We start from the raw sequence: 26,080 nt of genomic DNA on the forward strand, positions 1-26,080 counted from the left end.
GTTCTATTGGTAGTTATTCGCAATTTAGGCGTTTCTCTGGTCAACACGATTTTCAGCCGACTTAAGCGGGAAATTGAGATGACACAATAGACGATGCGCCGGCCTATTGAGCACTTCGCCAGAGCGCTCGATACGGTTGCCCTCGATCTGGTTAGACCTGTCTAAATCGACGAAGTGTGCGTTTTTGTTAGGAAGAAAGGCCGGGGAGTGAAGTTCCCACAATCACCTGTTCCAGTTAACGCCGCTGGTATCATTTTGCTGGGAGTCTGTGACTGCCAGGGTGATTCTTCCTTTACCTGGGATCCTGGGAGGCTCTTTACTGAGAGCGATCTTGCCGTCTTGCTCGAGTCCACTTACGTAACGACGGGCTGATTCGGTTGCACAAGCGAATTTGTCGGTGTTCCGGGTTACATACTGACTGAGTTCAGACTGAAGGTAATCCCAGACCTCTCTCCCATCTGAAAAACCCCAACGGTCGGATAATTGTCCGTTTGATGTGGGTTGTTGCTCTACAATATCGATTACTCGACGGTCAAAGGTATCTATACTTCTGTCCTGAATCGTGATTTCGAACGGTCGCCAAGCGGTTGATCCGCCTGGCCAAAGATTCCCGTACAGGCACCGATAGAGAACCTGTCCTCCCTGCGTAACTAACTCCCGTATCTGACTGTCGTTCTCAATTGATGAATATTCGCTGACATCCATCAAAAATAGACTGAACGACTGAAATGCACCTAGTGAGGGATTGCGCCGGCAACGAGATTTGTGGAAGCTAATGCTCTTTTTAACGCTCTGGACTGTATGCTGTTTCCGGCGGTAACTGTCCTCAGTGCTCTGGAATCGCTCTATAACGCGTTCTGCGTCCGACAAATCGCTAATAACCGGCAAAGGTCCGAGGGTGGATTTTGCGAATCCGACTTGATCATCGAGATCCATCGTTATCTCGTCTTCTGGGATTCCCCAGTAATCGATTGCTTGATCTACGTATTTATCCCGAGAAGTAGAGTTGCGCTTCGTTGTGATTTCAGGACGGGAAATCGGACATCGATCGTTAGCGTCTAACAAGTATCCACTTAGAGTTGGGTCGATACACCGTGCCGAAAATGGTATTGCTTCTACAGTATAGACATATTCTGCGCCCTCGGTATCCACGACCCTTAGTACACCGAAGTGGTCCGTAAGAAGGTCCATTGGCTCATATTTCATCCAATTGAACAAATCATCTAGCTCTTCCTTGTCGATGGGGAAGTCTGGAGCGAGTTCATTTGCGGTGTATCGGGCACCCTTGAGGCGATCGACAACGAGATCGGTGACTGGTTCCTCAAAAACGTGAATTCCGCCACGTCTGTTTGAAGGTACTGTTTCTGCAATCTTGCCGTCGGTCACGACGTGGCCCGCGTCCACAAGCTCTTGCCTTTCTACCTCGGGCTTGTCATAGAATTCGTCTGTCGGAATCATAGCTTTCGGGTGTATCGGTTGGTTATTCTCTGATCCAGTTCGTACATTATTGGTATTCGTGCCGGTAAACGCTCAGGTAGATTCAATCAACCGGCTGATGAGTGAGTTCCGTTCCAAAGTTTCTCGATCGCCAACTAATGTAACGTCTTGTGCACAGTTGAAGCAGGTGTAGAGTTGCTCAATATCACTCACGGGCGGAGTGACCACTCGTTCTTCGCCTGTAACGGCGAGACTGACTACAGCTGAGTCTACATGAGCTCCAGATAGCTGATCGGGGAGACGAACCGCTATGTCTTTCCCAATTTCTTCTAACTCTTCTCGAATGGCATTTGCATGGGCGACAAAGGGAGTAACAACCAAATCTGGAGAGACGTTTGTACAAACTTCAGCTACCTTTTCAGCTTCGGCTTTATTCTGTGTCAGGCGCTGATGGAGGTATGGTGTCGCATGTACGGGGATACTGACCTTCAGACGATGATGATCGCTATCAATAGGATTACTGGTCCGGACTTTGAATCTGATGTCCTGGATTGTGTATGTCTCGCCGAACGTTAGTGCGCTCGCGTCAAGGGTTCTAAGTTGTTGTAGAGACTGAGAGATATGGACTGCATCAACTTGTTCGACTGGTTCCAGCCGGATGAAGCGGGTTTCGTCTTCTTCAGTGGATGTTGGTACTTGATACTCTAGTGAGGTTTCACCGATGGCCGTTGCTATTGGTCCATCCGTATCTCTAAATTCGAAACTTCCGTCAATAGTCTCAGCGTCAAGTTCCAGCCCCGAAAATGCAGATTGCATTGTACGAGTGAGTTCTGCTTTCACCTGGATGCTCTGACTGTCGTCGCTCTCAACATTCGCGAACCGCCGGTATAGACGGTTAAAATACGCCTCGTCAAGACGGGCCTCTCTAGCCTCCCCACTGACAATCTCAGGACCAGACCGTCGAGTGTCACCAATTGCCGCTACTCGATCGCCGAGAATCTGGAGGAAATGGAACTGGGGTTCTGCAAGACTTTCCGCACCCACAATTACGATCGTGTCGAAGAATTTGTCAGTATGGGGCCGAACCGACTCATCACCATCTCGCATAGCGTGGAATACCTGTTCACTAAGCGCATAGCGTGCCGATGAAACCACGACAGATGCGTCGCGAAGCCCCTCATAAATCTCGTGCCCATCAGACGTTCCAGTAAGACCCGTCGTCGCTCCACCAGCGAATCCGTCCATTCTAGTCGCCCCTTCGACTGATGAAAGTCGCTCTTCGACCGAGTCGGTCATTTCAGGCCGCGTACAGAGGATTAACGCGCGTTGTTCATCGTCAGGTATCTCTTCGCCACCAGCGGGGCTTGGATACTGCTGCGTGGCAAGTTTTGTAACAATATCAGTAACGAGCGTAGTCCGCTCGCGACGGACTGGAACATCCAGATATAATTCCTTTGCGTCGGTGTACTCGGAAAGAGAATTTAGGTCCGAAGGGTCAAGACTGTCCTCGTTATCGCCGGCCTTTCCTGTCGTTTCAAGGAGGGGTGATACCTCTCCTCGCTGAGCGTAGTCCAGTTGTGACAACAGCTCACGTGGTAGAGAATCAGCGGCGACGGTACGGACGGCTTCATACGCCTCCGTAGGATCAAGGAAGGCCGAATTGGGCGTTGATTTCAGCTGGAAGACATACTTGTTCTCAACCCGGCCATAGTATGTGGCTTCTTGATAGTATTCTGTGCCGGTCTGCATGAGACGTACGCCCGAACCTGGGGTAAAGGACGGAACTAGCCCTGCATCTGACGTGAAGACCATCCTTCGTTGGCCCTCTAAGGCGTTAAGCTTGAGATCAGGGATTCGTAACCCTGCCTCTGACAGTGTTTCTGGAGCTAATTGCTCAAGTTCGTAGCCTAATCGTTTCCGATGGTCTCGCTCAGTGTTCAGTCCCTGACGAAGCCCCGTGTAATGGTCGGTGACAGCGGGATCTCGGAATTCGAGTCGTTGGTCACAATCGTCGAAAAGCGGACACTGGGATATGATGTTCCCTTCATCGTCTGATTCAAAGCACGGCCAACGGCGCTCAGACTGACAGTAGTATTGACAAGGTGATGGAAGAATCTCATTTTCCTCTTGGTCGGTTGTCGGTGACTTGAACGTACAGCCAGTACAATCCCGACCGTAAGTCGTCGGCACACCGAATCCATCGCGAAGAACAGATGCCTCATTTCGGAGAGAAAGAATGTCTTCTACATCGCGGCGCCGCAATTCGACTTCTTCCAACACGACGCTCGATTCGTTCGCAAGGTTCGGATACACGAGATAGCCGCCGACCCCTTTGTCAATTCGATCATGAAGACGCTCTCCCGTCTCAAGAGTTTCGAGGAGGAATGCTAGGAGATAGACCCGGAGCTGAAATCGGTGATGATTCCGTGTCTTATCGGTCAGCTTGTAGTTGGTTTTGAGATCATAGGGGGTCCCATCGATGATTAGGTCAACGCGGCCATTAAAGCCGACAGAGGCAGATAGGCCTACTTCTGCACTAACGTCTGTCGCTGAAGCGATTCGATTTGTAAATTCGTCGTCTGTCAGAAGACGAGTAGCAGCATCTAACGCGTTCTCCCGAATTCGGTTGGGGCTCACCCATGCCAACCGACACAGAGCCATCTCGATAGAATACTCTGACTCAATTAGCTCTTCAAGAGACGCCTCAACTTGAGCTTCCGACCATCCACCTTTGAATTGACCTTTGCCCCCTTCTTCGATGGCGTGTTCTACTAATGTGTGGACAATTCTACCTTTGATTGCTCCGGGAGAAAGATCGTACCTACCGGGTGAATATACGTTCTTCTCGTAGAGAAGGTCGTAAATACGGGGGCACTCGCTAGCGGAGCGCATCTCACTTTTGCCGATTGCGGTATCCGGGTCTCGGATTATGATTCCGGTGACGTTGAAATACCACTTGCCGTTGTGTGTGTTAGGAATCCCCCTGACGACGACCGACTCGTCTTGCTGTAAAGGCACCTCGTCGATTATTTCACGAAGATACGATGCGGTTCGCCCGAACGAGTCCGTCCAAGCAGGATCCTCATGCCAGATCGAGAGGAAGGCATCACCTTCGAACTGACCAGACACCCGAACTGGATACAGTGTCTTGTCTCCGCCTTGTTGCCCTCTTCTTGGGTCACCAACGACTGTACATCGGATAGTGACTTCCTGGCCATAGTGCGTCTCGTCGTCAACGATGTCCTGAATCGGATAGATCATCTTCATTTGCCTCCATCAAGTACCGCTAGTGCGCGTGCGAGGAGACGGCGGTCGAGCATTTGTTCTTGATACCGATACTGGTGTGTGCAGGAATCCCGTTTTAGACAGTCCGGGCATGCATGAATACACTGCTTGGTTACCTCTTCTATTCGTTCAGCCAACTCACTGAGATCGCGGCGCTGGGAACGTCTATTCGCAAACCGACGATACGTTTCTCTGACCCGGGTGTCGAAGAACGTTCGGTCCTCCAAAGCAAATACTAAGTCTACCGGCCGTGGTGTGCGGTTTAGTTGTTCCTTCGTTGTCGTATATGTCTCAGCAACAACGCTATAGAAGCGGGCCATTTCCCGAGTTTCGGCAATTCGGTTAAGGCGTCGGTGAAGTAGCGGTTTGACGTCATCGTACCGAGCGTACGAGAAGTCGACTCCAAGGTCCTGAAACACATCATTGAACTCGGGTACGTCGCGCCCAGATGCAATCTCGTTCGTTTGGGCGAGGTCAAACACGTACTCTCCAGAGTATTCCTTCAGCAAGGAAACCAACGTCTCTTCTGTAGCACCAATATGGCAGCTCGACTGTTCAGCAAGCCCGCTTAGCAGTTCAGTATCGGATAGCTCGCGTAAGTCATCGAAGACTTCACGGCTCACACCAGCACCGCCTTGAATTGAATCATAGAGACCGATCTCAACGGTTTCGCCGCTCGTCTCTACGAAGTTCACGTCATACCAAGCTTCGAAGTCACCACCTCCGGCACTGTATTCTGCCGCCCACGAAGCAAGTCCATGTTTGAGTGAATGGATAAAGACATGCTCAGCAAATTGCCTCACTGACTCGCCGTCAGCACACTCCTCAATGATGGATTCCAACGAATCTCCATATTCATCCAGAAGCGTCTCATAAGTCGAGATTTCCCCGTCATCGTAATCAAGCAACCCTAACCGCCGGTCCCTAGACGGTAAGAGGCTCGGAAGACGTGCTTCAATGTCGTTAACACTGGCCTCAAATAGCGAGTCTGGCCCGTCAGACCCCATCGAAAAGAGGTAGTCGACCGCAATTAGGGCACGATAGAACGGGGTAACGCTAAATGCGTGCTCGAGAGCCTCCTCTTGGAAGAACAGGCGATCCCATAATCGACGGTATAAGAGCGAAAATTGGAGGTCTCGGAAAAGTGGCGTTTCTTTCTGGAAGACTTTGTCAAGTAACTCAGTGACTATCGACCGGTCTATATCAAACATCAGAACCTGGCTTTCCTCACGGCTACCGACGAATGCAGTGGCGTCATCTTCCCCGTGACGATAGCGAATTACCTCTGAGAATGTCCTCTCTTCGCCGTATAACGTCAACAGGGTTGCATAGTACGATTTAAGAAATGTCGCGTCGCTGTTGAACTCTCCCTGCTCAATAAGGCCACCGGTCATCGTCGACAAATCCAGTGACTCTGGACTGTCGCCTCGTCCAAGGGGGTGCTTAAACCAGAGGAACTGCGAGGTCGGATCACTTTTCAGCGTCGTGAGCTCCTCTTCTGGGACGTCCTCTGGTTTCTGGTTCCTTACAACCCCGTTCGCAGAATCCCAATAGTAGTGCGTATGCTCTCCGTTCTCACCCACGCTCGGATTCCAGACGATGAACTGTTGGGGAATGTAGACGCTTACCTCATCTACAGGGTGCTCAAACGGTGTGTACCGCTCTTCTTCACTCTGTGGGAGAATCTCGGACAGTTGGCTGGATGTTCGAATGCGCAGCCCGTCGTTAATATCTGCAAATCCTCTTCTCGATGAAGGCCCGAAATCGCCAGTCCATAGGTCGAATTCCCATCGGCGTTTGTAGCCGCCGGGCAGAAAGCTCCCCAACATAAGATCAAGCGGCTCATTCGCCAAAAAGCCGCCATTCGCGTTGACAACACTGATGTTACCGCCGACCTGCTCAGAGATAAACGTACCAGGAACGCTAAATGGCCTTGTTGCCTCTGGATCAAGTTCGAAGAGGTCTGGTATATGGCAATATGGACGGAAACGATTGCGCTGGACCTTATCGAGTAGGTCAGATTGGTATTGAATCAGGCCATTAAGTCGAGCCAGCAATCGCTCTTCTTGCGTTAGGTCATCTGCTTCCGAGAGAGGAGTTTGATCGCTCATTTGTTGGAAGTGTTCTCCAAGTCGAGATTCCCCGCCGCAATCTCTTGGAACAGTCGGCGCTTGAACTTCAGATCATCAAGGCTCTCCTCGAGATCGGCCTGACGAGTCCCTCTCGGGAAGCGTGCTGCCTCCCAGAATTCTTGGATGTCTCCTCCACCTACACTTGCAGGTGTTAACGGGGCCTGTGTTAGATTGATGTAGTCTCCAATTTCATCGATCACGGCGGTAATCTGCTCCTCGGGCACCATCGGGAACGCCTTGCGGAGCCAGTTAGCGATCTCATCCTGCTCATGTGTGAATTTCTCGTCTAACTCCTCAATGTCTAATCTTCGGTATATCTCGTCCGCGGTTTCGTTGTCAGTGACGTTCAAGTAATCGAAGATGGCAGAGACGAGGTGCTCTGTTCGAACAAACCTGTTCTCTTCATCCAGATTGATTTCGAGGTACCTCTCATCTGGGTCAGAGAGCAGGTTTTCATGGTGGAAGTAGAATGCGTCTTCAGGACGTGACCCGAGAACGACTACTGAGATTGGTTGATCATCAGGATCACGACCTCCTCTCCCTTTCCGTTGTACGAATCCGGGGATGTTCATCGGTGCTCGGTACTGGAAGGTTCCAATTATGCCGGGATGATCGAACCCAACTTCCAGTGCGCTAGTAGTGACCATAAGGTCCCAATTGTCGTCTTCAACGCGGGTCCCGTCCGGAGTCTCGGTTCGGCCACTTTTGTGCAGGTAGACATCCATCGGCTCAAGGTCAAGCTCGTCGGTCATCGTCCACCAGCACTCACCTGCCTCATAGACCGGGCATGGATTCAGGTTCTTGTTCGGAGGAAGTGGTTCACAGACCGCCCGTTCATGGGATGCTGCATTCGATCTGAACTGGTGCTTGGGGCAGTCTGGATTCGTCCCTGGTTCATCTTCGTCTCGCAGGAAAGCATCAGGGGTACGGAGAGTAAATAACTCCTGACCCTCGACACCTCGTCCAGACTCTGCGTCTTGGATATAATCACCTAGTCTTTTGACGGAATCGATCGAGTCAACGAACCCCAGAATTTTGTTCTTCAGTTGACCCTCGTCAGACTCCTGTTTGAGGATCGTATGGTACATCGTGAAGGCGACCTGAATCATGGACGAGAGATTCGTTACGTTCGTCTCTTCGAAGTCCTCTGGTCCCCATTCACGCCGAGGTTTGTACTTTGCTTCACCCTGTGGAACCTGGACCTCTCGGGGGTCTGTAGCCTTTATAAATACGAGATATTCCCACCCGATTTCTTCAATCTCACTCTCTTTTCTAAATTCCTTACTCGTCTCCTTCCATGGGATGTCTTCGTTCTTCCCTCGGGGAGTGATCTCTCTAGCACTGGGCGCCCCAAATATTGCCTCTGTAAACTGTTCAGCGTTTGATATTGTTGCACTGGAGGCAACCAAGTTGGGTTGTTGGTCAGGATCGACTTCACGCATCGCAGCTTGGAACCGCCGCATTACGTTTGCGACATGCATTCCGTACTGGTTCGTATAGACGTGAACCTCGTCGAGGACAACGAACTTTGGAGGTGACGCGTGTTTCCAGAACTGATCGTAGCCCCGGTGATCCATCAACCGTCGATGAAGCGTATCGGGAGTGACTACGATGATGTCGGCTGTGGCTCCCTTATCTGATCGGGCAAAGTCAGCCTTATGCGCGGGATCCTTGTCACAGACCATTTCATCGGTCGGCATTCCCCCATCACAGCCGTCAACGGGGCAACTGATCTCGGATTGGCTTGCACTACCGTGTTGGAGAGCAACTGTTATCGGGAGCGAATCATAGGGCAGTTCGTCGTCAGCAGCGATAATCTGTTCAATCTCGTATAGATACTCGACGATGCGCTCAAACTGGTTATCACACAGATCTTTTCGGGGGTATGCAAGAACAGCGTCAACACCGCCTACCCGAATGTTGTCATGGTTCGCCGTCAGGCTGTATGCGAGTATCGGGAACAAGAAGGCCTCTGTCTTACCACCGCCGGTGCTCGCGGTAATAACGTGGGCCCGTTCTTCGTTTCGTTCGGTAACTGCCCGGCGATAGAGTTCATCGAGGGATCTCCCCTGGAATGCAGCTAACCCGGTCATACCCCGGCGCTTACAAAGCCTGTATATCAGGGTGAGCGCATCATTCGTGGCCTCTCGCCAGTCTGTACGCCCGACAGACCCAAACTCAGAAGCAGGTTCGCCGGTGCTTGCGCGCTGTAAAATCTCTCTAATTTTGTCACCCAAGTCAATTCCTTGGTCGCCCCATTTAGGCTTCTCACGGGACTGTATGTCCATCTTGACCATCTTCGTGAGACTGGGAGCATGCTCAAATCCACTTTGGTCAGCGAACCGCTGGCGAAGTAGTGCGAAGTACCTAGTGACTTCTGCTACACGACTCCGAACGCGTTGTTTGTCGTAGACATAGAGTAAGACATCCCTTTCGACAAGTTTGTCGATGACGTGTTGGAAGAGTAGCTGGCTGGCCGTTTTGGTAGTTAGCTGAGCAGGGAATACGTAGGTAATATCGATATTTTCGCCAGTCTCCGGTTCATTTTCACCGAGTACGAAGGTTCGGTGAAACCGATCGAACAGGTCGGACAGTGCTACCGTAGAATCGTAGTTACCGGCGTTGATCTGCTGCTTACAAGCATTATCAACCCATCTAAGGACATGCTGTTGGAGGTCATCATGGTCTTCCCCGTCAACTAGAACCTCCCACATCTCCTTGACAGCATCAAGGTGCTCATGCTGTCCCATCGCTGCATTACTCATTGGTCATCACGACCGTTATGTCCTCGATGTCACTCGTAGAGTCCGAGTAGACATCTTTGAGTTGACTAAACGCTTCTGTCTCATTGAAGTCTGTCTCAGTGACGATCTTCGTGAAACTCCCATCATACTCACGCAAGGCAGCGACAAATTGCTCACGCCGAGTCGGCCCTTTTGCACGTTCACGAAGGTCGTCAATGAGTGTCGGCGCCGTGGCGAAGTCGCCCTTCTTTACGGTTTTCCGTGCTTCTTCAAGCAGGTCTTTCCCTTCCTCGTCGGATATTTCCGGGTCGAGGTCATCGAGCTGTTTTAGATACTGTTGTTGCTGCTGCTCAATCCCTTGTGCCTGATCTTTGAGTGACTTGAGCTCTGGTTCAATCTCTTCGAGGGTGCTGAGGGCAACCTGGAATTCGCCACTGTTGAACTGATCTCGGTAATCGTCAAATAGGGATTCAATTGTCTCAAGTTGCTCTTCTAGTTCCGCGTGCGAAGAGTTGTCTGCTGCAATAGCGTCGATATGGTCTTTCGCGCTGTCCGCTATGTCACGGAGTTGCTTGTATTTCTCAGTACATTTCGACTTGACTCCCAGAAGTTCCTCAACCTCATCGTCTATCGTATCTACCCGGTCATCGATGCTCCCAGTTCGTTTCGCAAGCCGCTCATACTGCTCGTTATCAATGAGAGACTCAAGTTCCGTATCCAGTTCTCCCAACTCGTCATCGTAGTCATCAAGCTGAGACCCGAATGAGCCCTCTACATCAGATTTCGAAATTTTCCGTCGAAGATCGTCAATATCGTCCCGAACTGAAACTGCGTTACCGATGATCTTCTCTTTGCGGTCAGAGACAGTATCTTCCAGGTCTTCCTCTAGTCCCACAATATCATCGATGAGGGCCCGAACCTCGTTCAGGTCGTTGTGGGTCGGGTTGAAAACTTCATCAAACTGATCGAGTTGAGTGGTGTAGTCCTCAATTCGGTTCTTGTAGCTATTGATACTCTTGGCGTCAAGCGAAACCGCTTCTTCGTAGAGCACCTGCGCCGCATCCAGCCTAGATTGAGCCCGGGACCTAGCTTCATTATACTGGTCCTCGACACTAACTATGTCGTATGCGTCGTGAATCTCTCCTTCCCGTTCTACTGTCGTGGGCTCAACGTAGTTCTGTCTCTGGAGATGGTCCAGATACCACTGAATCATCGCATTCTCGTCACCACGTGAACATCCAAGGGCAAAATCCGTAGTGACCTGTGCTTGGATTTCTTCCATAGTTAGCGCCCCCTGTTCATTGAGTCGTCGATAAATCTCGTACCAAGGAGGCCTATCGTTCTCAATATCTGGGTAAATCCACCGTTGACCAGATTTGGCTACTAGATTCTGGTCCTTGAGACCGATCATATGGTCGGATTTTAGATTATAGCTCTGTATTTCTAATTCGTCCTGTAAATCACCGATCGTAAACTCCCGGGCGTCGTTCTTTTCTAAATGATCAATCACATTTCGATGGACTTTGTCAGGAAATGGAAGGATGGTGTCAGTGAAGGTCTCTTGTAAGCCACCGATAATGCCGATCTCAGAGATCAACGTGTGCCCATCGACCATTCCTTCAGCTTGAATCTCAGAATCACCGAGAGCCAACAACCTGCCGTAAATGAAGTTATCACGTTGTTCGGTAGAGAGATTGACTTCTATAATGCGGTCGGTGACAAACTGTCGCTCTTCGCTGTCTAGCCCGTTAACATACTTATTCGCCTCCGCGGATTGCTGCTGATTTTGCTTCACCAACGCACCGAAGGTAGCCCCCCGGGATTGGTAGGCTTCGACGTAGAGCTTGAGCAATTCTACGGGGATCTCTTGACCGTTATAGACCCCAACGGCGACAGTTGGCTTTCCTTTTCCTGGCCCTCGATCAACATCAATTAAGTAAAGAGCGTATTCGTACCGGCCGGAGGCGATGGTGACTGGATCCTTGTGCAGGCTCCCTTTACCCATCGATTGAACCGCTAGCGCTAGCCCACGTGAAAGGTATCTCTGGTATTTATCTGGGGCATTGGTTGCTTGAAGATCGAGCTTCTGTATTTCCGTACCTTCGTCACCTTTTCCGCGGAAGAGGAAGTCCTTGGCCTCTTCACTCAGAACGTAATAGTATCGGCCGTGTCGGTCACGCTTTTCAAGGACGCGGATTTCGCCAGCATCCTCTCCCTCAACAGTAATCGGGCTCATGAGAGCGCCAGGAACGCCGTCTGAGAAGGAGTTCTCTGGAATCGCATCTCCTTCTCCAATGAGGCGGCCCTCCAAACGCTCGAAGTCATCTCGTGCGTCCGGGTGTGCATCCTCGAGCCCCTTCTTGAGTGTGGTGAGTGCTTCTCCACTTAGGAGATCCTCGTCACGCACAAGAGAGGTGAAATCTCTAAGAGCGTAAACGATAGCATCGCCATCAATCCTGTCCGCATCTACCTTCGCTGCGTAGTTGAGGGCCTCAGAGTATATCTGAAGGATCGATCGTGGATGGCCGCCCGTAACCTCAGTTACAACATCGATAGTGTCCTCCACAATCGGTGAAATTTCACCACGGTTAGACGTTCGGTGAACATCCATCCGGTCAATTAGCATCTCCTTGACGTCCGATTCAGTAAGATCGCCGAGATAAATGTCGTCTCCTTGGAACCTTTGAACTAATGCATTACCCAGCGAGTCGTCGTCATCCTCGTATTGGGTAATTGCCATTCGCGCACCTTGAGAGAACCCGAGGAGAATATGTAGGCCGGATGTGTTCAATTCGTTAACAAAGTGGAGGAACGAGCGAATAAACCGCTGTACCTTCTGCTCGTCATTTTCTGCCTCAATATCTTCTGCTTCGTCGATGAAGAGGTAGACTGAGCGGTATCCTAATTCTTCCCTAGCGTGTGTGACGATTTTCCGAAGGTTTGTGGCAACGTTGTCTTGCAGACGTTCATATTGATAGGCCTCGTCGACACTACTGTCCGGTTCGACATCAGGAAGTGCCTCTACGTAGTCCTGAAGTCTAGGTTCGTCTTCTAGTATCTCCTCAACAATTTTCTCATACAGTCGACGAATACTCAAGCCTAAGTTGCCGACGTATACTGCTAGTGCTTCGTACGTTTCCCCCTCGACCTCAACGCCTTCTCTTACCTCGTCCCGCAACTCGATGAGATGGTGGGACTTACCTGTCCCATATTCTCCGAAAATCAGCCGACGCTTCATGAGGTCGGGCTCACGAATGCCCGATTGGACGAATTCACGTAGGCGATACTCCTGATCATCTCTTCCGACCAAACTATACTGTGCCGCAATCTCCTCATCCGCGATAGTGGTCGAGAATGGGTCTCGTTCCAACCCTAGTTCGTCGAATTTGCTTGCTGGTTCACTCATAGATTTTGGCTCCTTCAAGTACGCTTTCGTTGAGCGTCAACTGTTTGTAGCTACCTTCAGAAACGATACCGGCAGTGTGGAGTCTTTTAATGTAGTTATCGAATGTCCTTCGAGGGATCCCGTATAATGTTTCTAATCTCTCGAAGAGTTCTGGTTCTCGAATACTTCCTCCGTCTCCAATCAAATCCGAATATTCTTCGTAGATAACGTGTGCGAAGAGCCGGACAGGCCATCTTCCTTGGATGTAGCCATTATCACCCGGTTCAATAACGTCGGCATCTTCCAGAAGATCGAGGCCCATGTCAATTGTGAATTGATTCATCTTGTCACCAATGAACGCTTCCCCATCAAATTCCCGCATCACTTCGTAGTCCTTGACCGGGCCTTTTCGGTAGATGAATTTCGAGAGGACGAGCAGCATCGGGTGTTGGTACATGATATTCGCAAGAATTCGGTCTGCTTGAGCTCGCTGATCCCCTGCACCAACGACTTCCTCACCTGAATAAGTTAACACGACCCCCTTGTCGTTAAATTCCTCTTCAGCTGTTAGTCGATACCCTTCTTCGCTATTTTTTATGAGATTTGCATCACGAAGTTGCTCGATAATATCGTCTGCTCCTTCTGTAGCGGTTTCATCAGCATTGATTGTTTTCCGTTGTCTCAGTGCGTCTGTAAGCTCCTTCTTGGACATCGGGCCAGATTCTGCGATCAATTGAATGCCGGCCCGTAATTGGAAGAGACGCGCATACTGGAGGGTCATTCGAATAGGATATTGTTGGTCTCGCTCATAAGTAGATAAAGGCTTCCCTGACTACTCCCACGTTTTCCCCTGTCGCTGGAAATAATGACATGTCGACTTCTCGTTCTTTTTGCTGATAACACCTGTATTGGCCAATCGTTCTAGAACTGCCTTGACTTCTGATTTATCCGTTCCCAATTGAATATCTCGTGGGAGTTCTTCGTATATCTCGGCAGGAGTTCGATGTTTCTCTGAGAGGATTAATTGGATTTCATCTCGAAGATTAATCTCTGTGTCCTCTGTCGAATCGTCGATGTCCTTAGTAGGTTCATCGGGTTGAAGCGATCGGGCTATTTGCTCTACCCAATCGCTGATTTCGTTGTGAAGGACATAGTCACCAGACTGGTCTACATACCACTCAAAATCAGCGAAATCAATACTCATTACTTGATAAGTAGCTATTCCAACTTGGTTCTGTTCGATACGACCTATGAATTCTTCACCGACTTCCTGGATATGATCTGACGTTCCACGAAACATACGGTAGACCCCCTCAACCTGCCTAAACCGACGAGAAACACGTTCATAGTGATCATCATCTTCAATATATGGTAGCGGAAGTAATGATGTATCGACATATGCGCGGTCAAACTCAGTCAAGTATTCGAACACTTCCTCCGGGTCAATATTCCAGTATTCACCGATCACGAAGGCGTAGTCTTCATCCAGTTCAGTGACTTTTCCACCAGGGATATGTTCGGCAATATGAGGGAGCGTATCGACATACTCGTCCAGTCCCAATAGAGAAAACATCAACGTTGGATCTACTACACGAGCGAAGAATGGGATTGTTTGAAGCGTATAATAGAGTGACCTTCCGTCACTGTCGACACCGCGTATCACACCGTGCCGTTCCTCAAGAAGGTTCAGTTTGAAATTCTCGTTCGTAAAGTCGTCTGACCCGCGTCGGCGATACTTATGTAGTATACGTCGAACGTCCGCGGGTTGTACGCTAAAGTAGTTTGCTAATTCTTCGATAGTGTATTGACCCTGCTCCAGTTGATCCAACACTAATTGGTCGAGAGAGCGTTCAAATATTCGAACCGCAGGCTTTCCCTTTGGCAGTTCATTTAGAAGTTGGTCAGTAGTCGCAACGCGCTTATTATGGACCAAGCGTCGTTGTTTGGTTTCTGAGAGGGAGTAGAAATCGACATCGTCAGCATACATATTGATAGCCAACTCTCGGTGACAGATATTTCTGTTCCTGTCTTACTCGCACCAACAGTGAACTGGACCGGTGTTTTGCTCCTCGCCCTGTGATTCGATTTCGCAAACGAAAAACTCACCTTCCGGATACATGATGAACCGATCTTCATCGATGTTCTGAACGGAAGCCACATCCTCAATCTCCCACTCAGCGCCCTCATTGCCGTCCCACGTGTAGTAGTCGTCTTCACCATCTACTGCGAAGTCGAGTACTCCGGTTCCGCTACCGATGATGTGCTGAACCTGACTTAGTCGGGTTGATTGTGTGATTCTGCCCATGAGTCAATTTCATTCGGCTACGGTAATCAATGTCCGCCACTTCAGAGGAAGGGGAGTAGTGCCAACGATGGAACTGGCATTTTCACCGCCGCGCATCCCACTACGCGGCGCTTTGTCGTCCGTTTAGACGAATGAGTGAAACCACCATAGGTATTCACAAACTAGAACTGTTGGATGATTATTAGATTACTTTCTGCATCGGGCACCCTGGGATCGGTGTCTCCCGCACCGGTCCTACTCTTCGTGAGCCACCCTCCGTCGAGAAGAATTAGAGCCAGATCTGTCTTAATCGTGGGTAAATCGGTTCAGCGGCGTCTATGATTCGGTATAATCGGGGCGCTCGGCGTATTCGATTGGATCGCGCTCGCCGAGATTTTGGAACGCCTGGAGACGGAACGCACACGCGTCACACGTGCCACACGCTGGTGCTTCTTCCCGGTAGCAGCTCCAGGTGTGTTCATAGGGGACGTCGAGTTCGAGACCGCGTTCGGCGATGTCTGTTTTCGACAACTCGACGAACGGCGCTTCGACGCTGATCTCCGTCTCCGGTTTCGTGCCGACGTCGACGACCTGCTGGAACGCCTCGAAGAACTCCGGTCGGCAGTCCGGATACCCCGAGAAGTCCTCGCTGTGCGCACCGATAAACACGGCCTCACAATCGTTGGCTTCTGCATACGACGTCGCCATCGACAGCAGGTTCGCGTTCCGGAACGGTACGTAGGAGCTCGGAATCTCGTCACTCTCCAAGTCTGCCTCCTCGACGTCCATCTCGTCGTCAGTGAGACTCGACGCACCGATCTTCGAGAGGTGGTCCGTCGTCAGGTGGAGGAAGTCTGCGGCGTCGAAGGCCTCGGCCTGGGCCTGCGCACATTCGTACTCCTTACTCTCGGTCTGCTGGCCGTAGGACGTGTGCAGCATGTACAACTCGTAGCCAGCATCCTGCGCGACAGCCGCCGCGGTCGCACTATCCATTCCCCCAGACGCCAGGATTACCGCTCGTTGCTCGCTCATCCCTGACCCTCCGTACGGTTGACCGCTGCTTGGAACCGCTCACGTTCTGCCTCAGTCGGTTCTCCGGCAGTTGCCCTGGTGGTGGTCGTGCTTCTCGTTTCAACGCCGCGCATCGCCTCACAGAGGTGCGTTGCGTTCATTTCGACAAAGACGGTAGCTGCGTCTAGTTCCTCTTTGAGTCCGGACGCGATGTCGTTCGTCAGCTGTTCCTGCATCGTGAGCTTTCGTGACTGCCAGCGGACGTACCGAGTCAGCTTCGAGAGCCCTACCACCTCGTCTGTCGGCCGATACGCCAAATGAACTGTTCCAAAGAACGGCAACAAGTGGTGCTCACACAGCGAATACACGGGAATTGCGGTTTTGACAACGAGATCGGTCGTCTCGGCGTCGAAGGTCCGCATCGTCGGCTTCGCGGCCTCCCGTTGGCCTTCGGTGAGTGTCGCGAAGGCGTCCGGTACGCGGCGCTGCCAGGTCTCAGTCAGCGCGTTACTGTCCGGGTCCTCGCCGACGGCCTCTAACAGGAGGCGAACGCCCCGCTGTGCCTTCTCGTAGTCGATGTCTGATTCTACCTCGCCAGTCGCGAATTGAGAGTGCGTCCTCGTCATGTTACGTTTCGGGGGCGTCGTTCCAGAGGTCTACGTGCAAGCGGGGCGTGTACCGGTAGCCGTACTCCATCGCGAGTTCAGCTACCTCATTCCGGCGGGCATCGAGTTCGTCTCGAGTCGTCCCCTCGGGCATCAGCAGCACGTCGGAATCCGGGATGCGACTCGCTGCCGTCGATCGGACGTCAGCGAGGAGGGATTCGATCTCGGGCAGGTCATCGGGGCCAGTGACGACAAACTTGAGTTGTGCGTTATAGTCGTCGACGAGTGCGCCGAGTGCATCGAGGTCGATGCGCCGTTCTTCATGACGGTCTGCCCACTCGCCATCGCCTTTGGGGTCTTTCTCAGGGGTGGGTGTGCTGGAGGCGAGTTTCGGGCTGATGCTTGCGAGATCGATGGGGGCGTCACGGTGGATGGTACCGTTGGTTTCAACGGTAGTGTGGTAGCCGAGATCGTCGAGCTGCTCGAGGAGCGTGACCGCGTCATCGTGGATAAGCGGTTCACCACCAGTTAGGACGACGTGGTCGGCATCGTCGTGTGACTGGACTTCCTCGACGATGTCGTCGACGCTCATTGTGGCGTGGGTGGGCTCCCAGGAGGTGTGGTAGGAGTCACAGAACCAACATCGGAGATTACATCCGCTGGTGCGGACGAACACCGATGGCGTCCCGGTGAGCTTCCCTTCGCCCTGGAGCGAGTAGAAGAGCTCGTTGACCGGCAGTGCTGCGCCATCGACATCGTCCGCTGGCTGCTCATCAGCTGTCGAACTGACTGGCATCAGTGTGTCGCCCCCGCACAGAGCTCCGATGTCTCCCGCACCACTACTGAGATGTCTGAGACTGACTCTGGAAGTGTCTCGAGGAGTTTTCGTTCCAAGACGAGCCCCATCACTTCCGCGGTCGGTGGGTGTTCGAGAACGACGAGTGAATCACCGTCGCCGCTCTGCTCGAAGGCGTCGATGAGGGGGTCGTCCTTCTCGAGGAGGAAGCGGTGGTCCCAGTCATCTATTACTGAGGTAATATCTCCTTTGTCTACGACCCAGCCATCTTGGGTGAGAGAACCAGTGACCTCCACCGAGATTTCGTAGTTGTGTCCATGTGGACGACTACATTTCCCATCGTGGTGGAGGAGGCGGTGCCCGGTGCTGATTCGGATCGGGTTGTCCCTTCCTATGAATAGTGTCCTCTCACCAGACTCGGAAAGGTCGGAGACCGATTCTTGTTCAAGATGCACACCAAGAGGCTCTCCCAGTATTCACTAAGTATTATCGGTAGCATACTCACTATGTCCCTAATCACGTGAGGAAATTATATTGCGGTTGGCAAATTAGAGCCAATAGTTGTGGAAACGTCGTCAGTCAGGCACCTAGAGACGGTTCAGCCGGATTGGGACGACCTTCCGCTAGCTTGCGAGTTGCTTGAGTTGCGACGGCGTGAGCCGAATGCCGATCTGCGGACATTAGCTTTCAACAGAGGTGTCGTGGGGTCAAGAAAAGTTCAGCACGTGACTCGACTCTTGGAACTGCTTGACCTTCTGGATGAGGGCGAACTAACTGAAAGAGGGCGATCGCTTACCGAAGCGTATGAACCTGCACTGCAACAGAGTCATTCTGGAGCAAAGTTAGGCATCGGAGTGAAAGATTCGCTATCGTGTACCGAACAGGCCCTTCTCTGGATGGTTATTTTTTATGAGCACCGTTTGCCAATGCTGGCAGTTCTCCATCAGCTCACAGTTGAAACTGTTCCGACAACTCAAGACACACCAGCGGCACAGAGGTTCGGTGAGCGAATCGACCATCTCTACCCCGATGTCGATAGTGACAGTTCTTGGGTACCACGTGCTAAAGTACACTACAAGTGGTTAGTCCACCTGGAACTCGCGAAGATTCGGTCAAGTAGTTACGTTCTGACCGAGATCGGCGACGGTGTTTTTGAGCAAGTTGAGGCAGAGTACCCTGACCAATGGGATTCGATACAGATCCATACTGGCCCTACACTATCTGACTTCGGTTAGTTAGTGCCAGTTACAGAATGAGGGACTTCAAACGGATTTATAGGATGCCCTCCCATCGCTACTACTGGTGACTATCTAACGTGCGGTTCTACGTACCTGAGTGGGACGACGCAGTCGACTCCCACTACGATTTCGAACACGACGAACTCTCTACCTTGAACCGTCAAGAGCGCGATCTGGACTATATCTGGGACATTTTCGAGCCCGAAACCACACCAGTAGACGGGGTTCTCATATCTCGCGAACAGGTCGAAGAGACAAACCGCAAAGCCGAGCGACTAGCCCAGTACGGTGTCTACGATGACCCCGTACTTTCTATCCCGAATTGGTTACCGACGATTAGTGACTGCGGGGCTTGGGGGTACAAGTCGCTCCCTTTCCCACCGTACGGGAACGAGGATATGCTCGACTTCTACGAGACGCTGGACGTTACTGTCGGCGTCACTATCGACCACCTCGTTCTAGGGTCGGGAAAGGACAAGGGACGGCTTTATCTTGACGAACGCGCGTTCGACGGAGAACTCAACAAAGGCGACATCCCCGATCCCATCACCGACGTCGTTGACGTTATGATCGAGGAATGGCCAGAGGAATGGCCCTCATATGTCGACGAGTACGAGCCGACGATTCGTACTGATCCCGATATAGAAGTTGAGCCGTTCATCGCTGAGGACTTTCGGGGAGACATTGATACCGTTCTGTCCCGTCTCGCACAGGATTCACGTGCGGTCTATCGCGAACACGACGCCGAGTTCCGCTACGACCTGACGCTGCGGAACGCCCGAGAGATGTATGACCTCTACCAGCGTCGTGACTATCCGTTCCGACTGATGGTCGCTATCCAGGGATGGAACCCTGATTCATACAGTAAGGCCACCGAGGAAGTGCTTGGTATGGGTTATGACTACCTCGGAATCGGGGGAGTCGCAGGTAGCCCAGTTCACGACGTTCGTGGAATCGTCAAGAGCGTCGGGAAGACGATCAAGCAGTTCGAACGAGAACACAACACCCGCATCGACTCTCACGTCTTCGGCTTCGCGAAGACTGAGGCGTTCGAGACGATTGGTCGGTCGGGGATGACTAGTTTCGACAGCGCGAGTATGCTTCGTTCGGCGTGGACCGGTGGACAGAATTATCGTCTTGATAACGACGAACGCTACGATGCCATTCGAGTTCGCTATCCATCGAGCCGGGACGATCTCGACGAAGCTGTTGAAACGTCCCTACGCGGTCGTGAAACATTGGTGGCACTTCGAGCATACGATACAGGAGATTCGATTCGTAATGCTCTCGAGAGTTGGTACGAACAGGCTGAGAAGGTGCTTCCAGCGACGAGAGAATATCTCCTGGAACACCGCCACGATGATCAGTATGATGAGTCGCTCCTACAGGACATAGAAAGGGCGTTCCGAGAGGATTTCGAGTATGGCCGCGAGCTTCAGGCGAGCTTCAGTGATAATCTCCGTAGTAAGTTAGTCAAACTCCTGCGGGAAGATACCCCGACTGCTCCAGTTCCGTTCGAGGAGTACGACGAACTACTGAGCACAGCGGTAGACGTATTTGAGGGGTTCCCACACGCGAAGACCGTTTTGAACGAGCCGTACGTTGTCAGTGACTATGATCGAGTCTGGGCGATTGTCCGGGATTACGCTACTTGGATCGGTGACGACGACCTGCTCCAAGAGTATCAAGACACCCTTCGAAGTCGTCCGTGGGAGAAATGTGACTGTCCAATCTGTAGAGAGTACGGTGTCGAGGTTTGCATCTTCCGGGGGAACGATCGAAATCGGAGACGAGGGTTCCACAACACACGACGCTTCTACGATGAATTCGAGGAAGACCTTCCGAAGATCCTCGTCGCGACCCAGGGGGATGCAGCCTACAGTGGCTACGAAACTGTTGAAGACTATCTGCGCGACAAACACTCCTCATTCTGGACTCAGACACATGACCTTCCGGTCGCAGAGATTGGTGTACTAGATGCGAACGGCGTGAGTGAGTGGTGGGAAGAAACCCCGTCGCTCGTCTCGTTCGCCCCAGATCGTATGGCAGCAAACGTCGGCGAACAAGCAGCCAGGTACCAGCACCTCTTCGTACACACATTGGATGGTGAACTTGACGAAGAAGCCGTAGCGGCTGCTCGGGAAAACGGTTGCGAGGTACACACCAATAGCAACCCTCGAGACTTGCGAGATGAAATACTCGAGGTCTGTGGGCAAAACTATGCAGCTAGTGACGACTTCGTGCCTCATCCACCTGAGATTGATACCGAAAACGGATTGGACATCCTTGTCATCGACCAATGTTCAGGATCGAAGGAGATACCAGACGACGCGCCGATTTTCGGTGAAGAGGAAACTCTCCAATTCTCTCGTGAAAACCTCCTCGCTCGGGATAATGTGCCAGGTATTGCAGCACGCGACCTGTACACGGGACGCCAGCAAAACCACGTCAAGAGTGCAGTTAGATGGCTTCTGCGACAAGGTCACGACGTCGACCGTTACTTCGTAAGTGCAGGATTTGGCCTTGTCGCAGAAGACGAGTATCTCCCCCCCTACGAGGTAACATTCAGCTCAATGAATGTTAGCGACATAAGAGAGCGATCTGCGAAACTCGACATTCAAAAAGACCTACGACACCTCCTTCAAGAGGCCGATTATGATGTCGTCTTCTTTACCCTTGGGAAGGACTATTACACCAGTATCGACATCGACGAGATGGTTCAGGAGGTACGTTCCGACCGGATTGGTGTGGTCTTCAACCGCGAACTTGTCGAAGACCAATTTGACAACATCGAATCCATCCCCGCGCGGACAGAGGACGCAAAAGAACATAGCACGATCGTTGTTGGACTCAAGGGTCACTATATGAAGAATTTCGCTCGATACATCGATACTGTCGATACTCTTCGCCCGGAAACTATCGAAGAACTATGTCGGCGAGTAGAGGAAGTGCCACCACAAGCGGAATTCGAGTCTGAGTGATCCTCCACTACCAAGTGGCATCGTACGTGTTCTTCCGCTCCTAAGAACCATCTCCCACTCTAGAATAAATGACATATTATTGAACGGTCCATATTGCCCCATTCACTAAATAAGAGGACAGCCTACCCGAGCGGGAGGCATGTTGTATCGACGCAGGAAACTCGACCTCCCCCGAGGGGAATTAGATACCCCTGTTCTCTTCCCCGTCAGAAACATCGGGAAGCGGTCGAGTGACAATACACCGACGTACGTCGGCACGATCCCAGAGTTCTCGGCAGCGATGATCAACGCGAGATCAATTCGCAACCGAGACCCAATGTGGCAGAGAATATCGAATGGTGTAACATTACGAGAGGAAATGGACGTCCCCGAGGACACCATTGTTTTCGCTGATAGTGGTGGGTTCGATTTCGCCAACGAAGAAGTGGACACTACCCCAGCAAAAACGCTTGATACCCAGAGACAATTGGACGCGGACATCCTCGGTACAGTCGACATTCCTCTCTCAAGGGAGAATCGGGCAGCAGAAAACCAACGGCGAATCGACCAAAGCATCGAGTACGCACTCAAAGCGAGCGACCATCACGATGGGGAGGGCCTTCTCTTCGCGAGTGTCCATGGTTACGATCCAGAGACGATCCGGAATAACATACAATACTTAGAGAAGAATGGTGAATTCGATGGCTATGCCCTCGGAAGTATGGTTCCAATACGAACCGATTATAAAAAGGTAACAAAACTGATACTATCTGCACGAAACGCGACAGACAAGCACCTGCACGTGTATGGTCTTGGAGGTCTCGTCTATCAACCACTGCTACTCTACTTGGGGGTCGACAGTTTCGACTCTTCGGCCTTCATTCGTAGTGCAGGCAACCGGAACTACCTAATTCCGGGATTCGGGGGAGAAGAACTACGGAATATCGAGGAACTAGACAGGCTCCCCTGTCCCTGCCCAGTGTGTGGACAAAAATCACTCGACGAGATTCGCGAAGACCGAACTGCCCTGACCCAGCATAATCTCTGGGCACTTGCGACCGAGCTGCGACGCTTCCGGTATGTCGCCGAATCTGGTCGAGATATTGAGGAGTACCTCGACTTGCGCTTCAGCGGCAATGAGGTCACTAAGCGGGCATACGAAACCGCGAAGCAACAGATGAGGAGGCTCACATGAGCGATGAGAGACCAACTGTAAGGCCAGTCACTCTCAGCCGGATGGCTGAACTGGCTCATGCCTGTGAAGCAGTTAGCAAGTCAACTGTAGATCTTGAGGACGAATTGGAGGTAAGTCACCGCCGTGCACGTGAAACAATCCTCGAAGCAAAGCGTATCTCCTTGCTCGACGAAGATGATTCTGGCGAGGAACCAGTCTATACGACGACTGATGTCGGTTTGTCATTCCTTAGTGCAATTCGCGACGAGGACTGGAGCCAAGTAAGTACAATCTTGGAGACACGTAGTCCCCACTACGGGACATTCATCGAGGTTCTCGAAAACGTCGAAAACGCTGGTTTAGACACACTCTTGACTCAATTGGAAGAGGCACAAGAGTTCAGCCCATATTCATATAACCAAACGAGTGTGGAGGTCCTTGGGGATTGGGCTGAGCGGTTGGGCCGAGTCCAACGGAACGCGTTCACAGGTAACTACTACTTGGTCGACCAGGCGGCGATATCTGCTAACTTCCACTACCTGCTTTTGGACGTGTACGACGATCTTGAAGAGAGAGCAGGTGTTGACCTTCGACAGCGCTACCTGTCGATTCCACGTCTCCGTGAGGAGACCTGTGAACGACTCGGCTGCACTCGCGATGGTTTCGACGCAGCGCTGCTCGAGCTCTGCCGACAGAACGTCGGTAAGCTCGAGCTGTCGGGAGCGCCAATGGATACGGCTGCGAAGGATTCCGCACTCGGCATCAAGCGTATTGCGCTCTCTGAAGAGGACGGTTTAGTTAGCACATCCCAGTCCACTCAGCAGGTTATGGCCGGCGTTGAACAGTTCGGTAAGAAATACTACTATCTCGCGGTGCATGACCGCGACATCGAATACTCGCAGGAGGCTACATAATGTCCGACGCATTCACGATCACCGACGAACAGCAAGACTACTCACAGTACGACCTAAACGCGAACCCCTTCCCATACAGTCCAGTTCCAGCTGAAGACCCCGAGATTTACTGTGGGCAGCAGCACGTTTCGGACAAGATCAGCTCGACGGTTTCGTCGATGTTGTCTACTGGGAAGTCGAAACATCTGGTAGTCACTGGAAAGTATGGGAATGGGAAGTCTCACACGCTCAAATACACGCGCTCGCTACTCCGTGGTCGCGACGACGTCGTCGTGGGATATGTCGCCCAGCCTGGTGAAGGATTCCTCGACATCTACCACGAGTTTGTCTACGACCTGGGTTTCAACCGACTCCAAGAGCTCGCGTACGAGTTTCTTGCATCTGTGGCGAGAGATGTCACCGACACAAACCCGATCGGTGCCAGTGGGATGGAATCGCTGATTGACGAAGGCGATGTGCTGCTCTCGGAAATTGTCCCCGAGGCGATTCGCCGCCTCAGTGATGTGACGAAGTTCGCCGACTTTGCGCGTGCCATTATCCACATGGTGTACGAGGACACGAATCTCTACGCGTGGCAGTGGCTTACCGCAGAGGGGATTCGTTACGAGCAGCGTAAGGAGATGGAAATTCACAGCGCACTCGACGACGACACGATGGGTGTTCGGGCCTTCACTGCACTCAAAAATATGCTCCTCGAACTCGGTTATACGGGTATTTTCGTCTTCGTCGACGAGTTCGAGAGTATCGCGCGACTCTCACCAAAGGATGAACAGGCAACACTCAACAGCATTCGGCACCTGATGGATCAGAACAGTTCGGGACTATGCATGCTGTTTGGTTGTGCTCCCGAGGTGTGGCAAGACGTGATGAGTGAGTACCACGCGTTCAGTGAGCGAATTGGGGAAGAAGTTGCTCTGAAACCCCTCACAAGTGAGAATCTCTATGAGTTGGTGCGTGATTATCTAGATCAAGAGAGAGTGTCTTCTGCTGATAATGAAGGGATAGAGCCATTCTCTGAGGAGGCGTTGGATTTGATTCTCCAAACATCACAGGGCAATATCCGACAGGTCCTATCTATGTGTAGTCGTATCCTCGATGATGCTGCAGAATCAAAGGAAAATAAAATCACAGCTGCTTGGGTGGAAGAGACGATCTGATAATCAATAATTCAGGTGTTACCATTTCGGGGATCGTCAACGAATTCATAAAGCCCCTCCGTGACCTTAGTTACCCATCCAGCAGCGATGAGTTGCCTAAGTGCATAATTCACCTGCTGCTTGTTTAGGCCGGTCTGTTCCCGTAGGAATAATGGGTTTGCTCGTCCCCAGGGTTGAGATGAACCCTGCCCTTCCTTCAAAACATTCAGGATTTCTTCCTCGTTTTCACTCGGAGTGTATTCCTCATTAGTCATGTGTGGCGAATACGCATCTGTTCGTATAGTCGTATCCTTCCCCAATAGTCTAACAGAGTATATTACTACGTTAGAATTAAGGGTCTGGGAGAGTGTTGAAGGTATGAAGCGCGGCCCCTCAGAAACGAGGGCGGTGCTGGAGACACCGCGCCCGCGCTGCCTGAGACAGACAGCATGTACATTCAAACCGACAACCTGCAAAAATCCGATGGTCAGAATCGGTATGTACCGTCGAGAGGAATTCGAGGAGATCTTGTATGACGTCTACTGCTCATTACCCCAGTAGCGTTGCGAATGTCCTTGGAATACTCGGAAATGAACGGCGAGTCCTTCTATTAAATTACTTATTCCTATTCGGGTACGAACAGGATATTGATGTCCGACATCTGGCTAGGGTGATTGGAAGCGTCGAAAATGGCACTTCACCACGAGAAGTCACTTCTCAAGATTATGAATCAGTATATAATGGGTTGATTCAGAACCACCTGCCAAAGCTCGCCAAATACGATATTATTGATTACGACGATCGCGCTAAAGTCGTAACAGTCACTCCTCGTATTGAGGAGTATTTGATCCTGATTGTGGTTGCTCGAATGATCGACTGATACGGCCATTTTATTTCGCCTCACTATGGGCGGAGGCGAGATCCAATGAGACTCTCGATACGAGTTATTGATCAAGAAGAGAACGAACAGACAATTTCC

At 51.5% G+C, this 26,080-nt stretch carries 18 protein-coding genes; 5 read left to right on the forward strand and 13 right to left on the reverse strand.

The features are described 5' to 3' along the window. Positions 1-222: 222 nt before the first annotated feature. From MUG95_RS16675 to MUG95_RS16730, 12 genes are all read right to left on the reverse strand, one after another. The gene (locus tag MUG95_RS16675) at positions 223-1,458 is read right to left on the reverse strand and encodes a DUF5797 family protein (RefSeq protein WP_247010749.1); all 1,236 of its coding nucleotides are present in this window, start codon (positions 1,456-1,458) and stop codon (positions 223-225) included. A 72-nt stretch (positions 1,459-1,530) separates the two neighbouring features. Next, entirely contained in the window at positions 1,531-4,704 is a 3,174-nt protein-coding gene (locus tag MUG95_RS16680) for a PD-(D/E)XK nuclease family protein (RefSeq protein ID WP_247010750.1), read from the reverse strand. Next, positions 4,701-6,833 carry a hypothetical protein gene (locus MUG95_RS16685; protein WP_247010751.1) on the reverse strand — a complete coding sequence of 711 codons (2,133 nt, stop codon included), beginning with the start codon at positions 6,831-6,833 and terminating at the stop codon, positions 4,701-4,703. Before MUG95_RS16685 ends, MUG95_RS16680 begins: the two co-directional genes overlap by 4 nt. Further along, complete coding sequence (locus MUG95_RS16690) at positions 6,830-9,619, reverse strand: DEAD/DEAH box helicase (RefSeq protein WP_247010752.1); 2,790 nt, start codon at positions 9,617-9,619, stop codon at positions 6,830-6,832. The genes MUG95_RS16685 and MUG95_RS16690 overlap by 4 nt, the downstream gene beginning before the upstream one ends. Beyond that, positions 9,612-13,004 (reverse strand): coiled-coil domain-containing protein, encoded by a 3,393-nt coding sequence (locus tag MUG95_RS16695; protein ID WP_247010753.1) that lies wholly within the window; start codon positions 13,002-13,004, stop codon positions 9,612-9,614. The genes MUG95_RS16690 and MUG95_RS16695 overlap by 8 nt, the downstream gene beginning before the upstream one ends. After that, on the reverse strand, positions 12,997-13,695 hold the full coding sequence (locus tag MUG95_RS16700) for a hypothetical protein (RefSeq protein WP_247010754.1): 699 nt from the start codon (positions 13,693-13,695) through the stop codon (positions 12,997-12,999). The genes MUG95_RS16695 and MUG95_RS16700 overlap by 8 nt, the downstream gene beginning before the upstream one ends. 120 nt (positions 13,696-13,815) lie before the next feature. Next, complete coding sequence (locus tag MUG95_RS16705; protein WP_247010755.1) at positions 13,816-14,970, reverse strand: hypothetical protein; 1,155 nt, start codon at positions 14,968-14,970, stop codon at positions 13,816-13,818. Positions 14,971-15,012: 42 nt separating this feature from the next. Further along, on the reverse strand, positions 15,013-15,288 hold the full coding sequence (locus tag MUG95_RS16710; RefSeq protein WP_137685209.1) for a hypothetical protein: 276 nt from the start codon (positions 15,286-15,288) through the stop codon (positions 15,013-15,015). Between the two features lie 315 nt (positions 15,289-15,603). Next, positions 15,604-16,299 carry a 7-cyano-7-deazaguanine synthase QueC gene (gene queC, locus MUG95_RS16715; RefSeq protein WP_089650006.1) on the reverse strand — a complete coding sequence of 232 codons (696 nt, stop codon included), beginning with the start codon at positions 16,297-16,299 and terminating at the stop codon, positions 15,604-15,606. Beyond that, entirely contained in the window at positions 16,296-16,904 is a 609-nt protein-coding gene (folE, locus tag MUG95_RS16720; protein ID WP_247010756.1) for a GTP cyclohydrolase I, read from the reverse strand. Before folE ends, queC begins: the two co-directional genes overlap by 4 nt. Before the next feature lies 1 nt (position 16,905). Then, positions 16,906-17,679: a 7-carboxy-7-deazaguanine synthase QueE gene (locus tag MUG95_RS16725; protein WP_058365348.1), complete on the reverse strand. Its 774-nt coding sequence runs from the start codon at positions 17,677-17,679 to the stop codon at positions 16,906-16,908. Further along, complete coding sequence (locus tag MUG95_RS16730) at positions 17,679-18,134, reverse strand: 6-pyruvoyl trahydropterin synthase family protein (protein WP_247010757.1); 456 nt, start codon at positions 18,132-18,134, stop codon at positions 17,679-17,681. The genes MUG95_RS16725 and MUG95_RS16730 overlap by 1 nt, the downstream gene beginning before the upstream one ends. A gap of 860 nt (positions 18,135-18,994) precedes the next feature. Here MUG95_RS16730 and MUG95_RS16735 point away from each other — a divergent pair. The 4 genes from MUG95_RS16735 (at position 18,995) to MUG95_RS16750 (ending at position 25,122) form a co-directional block, all read left to right on the forward strand. Continuing rightward, on the forward strand, positions 18,995-21,898 hold the full coding sequence (locus MUG95_RS16735) for a DUF6884 domain-containing protein (protein WP_247010758.1): 2,904 nt from the start codon (positions 18,995-18,997) through the stop codon (positions 21,896-21,898). A 139-nt stretch (positions 21,899-22,037) separates the two neighbouring features. Next, on the forward strand, positions 22,038-23,072 hold the full coding sequence (locus MUG95_RS16740; protein WP_247010759.1) for a tRNA-guanine transglycosylase: 1,035 nt from the start codon (positions 22,038-22,040) through the stop codon (positions 23,070-23,072). After that, positions 23,069-23,965, forward strand: coding sequence for a hypothetical protein (locus tag MUG95_RS16745; protein WP_247010760.1), 897 nt, complete (start codon positions 23,069-23,071; stop codon positions 23,963-23,965). The genes MUG95_RS16740 and MUG95_RS16745 overlap by 4 nt, the downstream gene beginning before the upstream one ends. Continuing rightward, a complete protein-coding gene (locus tag MUG95_RS16750) occupies positions 23,965-25,122 on the forward strand; it encodes a BREX system ATP-binding domain-containing protein (RefSeq protein WP_247010761.1) in 1,158 nt (385 codons plus the stop codon). Before MUG95_RS16745 ends, MUG95_RS16750 begins: the two co-directional genes overlap by 1 nt. A gap of 11 nt (positions 25,123-25,133) precedes the next feature. On the opposite strand, the gene MUG95_RS16755 is transcribed toward MUG95_RS16750, so the two are convergent. Beyond that, the gene (locus MUG95_RS16755; RefSeq protein WP_247010762.1) at positions 25,134-25,376 is read right to left on the reverse strand and encodes a helix-turn-helix domain-containing protein; all 243 of its coding nucleotides are present in this window, start codon (positions 25,374-25,376) and stop codon (positions 25,134-25,136) included. A gap of 257 nt (positions 25,377-25,633) precedes the next feature. Here MUG95_RS16755 and MUG95_RS16760 point away from each other — a divergent pair, with 257 nt between their 5' ends. Continuing rightward, complete coding sequence (locus tag MUG95_RS16760; RefSeq protein ID WP_049919527.1) at positions 25,634-25,981, forward strand: DUF7344 domain-containing protein; 348 nt, start codon at positions 25,634-25,636, stop codon at positions 25,979-25,981. Positions 25,982-26,080 lie beyond the last annotated feature (99 nt).

This window comes from Halorientalis litorea (assembly GCF_023028225.1).
In the GTDB taxonomy this organism is placed as follows: Archaea; Halobacteriota; Halobacteria; order Halobacteriales; family Haloarculaceae; genus Halorientalis; species Halorientalis litorea.

Bases quoted from the DNA above. Each gene is read 5' to 3' on its own strand.
- MUG95_RS16700 (WP_247010754.1), bottom strand. From the start codon at position 13,695: ATGTCCAAGAAGGAGCTTACAGACGCACTGAGACAACGGAAAACAATC.
- MUG95_RS16755 (WP_247010762.1), bottom strand. From the start codon at position 25,376: ATGACTAATGAGGAATACACTCCGAGTGAAAACGAGGAAGAAATCCTG.
- MUG95_RS16725 (WP_058365348.1), bottom strand. From the start codon at position 17,679: ATGCCAGTCAGTTCGACAGCTGATGAGCAGCCAGCGGACGATGTCGAT.
- MUG95_RS16705 (WP_247010755.1), bottom strand. From the start codon at position 14,970: ATGTATGCTGACGATGTCGATTTCTACTCCCTCTCAGAAACCAAACAA.
- MUG95_RS16690 (WP_247010752.1), bottom strand. From the start codon at position 9,619: ATGAGTAATGCAGCGATGGGACAGCATGAGCACCTTGATGCTGTCAAG.
- MUG95_RS16680 (WP_247010750.1), bottom strand. From the start codon at position 4,704: ATGAAGATGATCTATCCGATTCAGGACATCGTTGACGACGAGACGCAC.
- MUG95_RS16745 (WP_247010760.1), top strand. From the start codon at position 23,069: ATGAGCGATGAGAGACCAACTGTAAGGCCAGTCACTCTCAGCCGGATG.
- MUG95_RS16760 (WP_049919527.1), top strand. From the start codon at position 25,634: ATGACGTCTACTGCTCATTACCCCAGTAGCGTTGCGAATGTCCTTGGA.
- MUG95_RS16675 (WP_247010749.1), bottom strand. From the start codon at position 1,458: ATGATTCCGACAGACGAATTCTATGACAAGCCCGAGGTAGAAAGGCAA.
- queC (WP_089650006.1), bottom strand. From the start codon at position 16,299: ATGAGCGAGCAACGAGCGGTAATCCTGGCGTCTGGGGGAATGGATAGT.
- MUG95_RS16685 (WP_247010751.1), bottom strand. From the start codon at position 6,833: ATGAGCGATCAAACTCCTCTCTCGGAAGCAGATGACCTAACGCAAGAA.
- MUG95_RS16740 (WP_247010759.1), top strand. From the start codon at position 22,038: ATGTTGTATCGACGCAGGAAACTCGACCTCCCCCGAGGGGAATTAGAT.
- MUG95_RS16750 (WP_247010761.1), top strand. From the start codon at position 23,965: ATGTCCGACGCATTCACGATCACCGACGAACAGCAAGACTACTCACAG.
- folE (WP_247010756.1), bottom strand. From the start codon at position 16,904: ATGACGAGGACGCACTCTCAATTCGCGACTGGCGAGGTAGAATCAGAC.
- MUG95_RS16695 (WP_247010753.1), bottom strand. From the start codon at position 13,004: ATGAGTGAACCAGCAAGCAAATTCGACGAACTAGGGTTGGAACGAGAC.
- MUG95_RS16710 (WP_137685209.1), bottom strand. From the start codon at position 15,288: ATGGGCAGAATCACACAATCAACCCGACTAAGTCAGGTTCAGCACATC.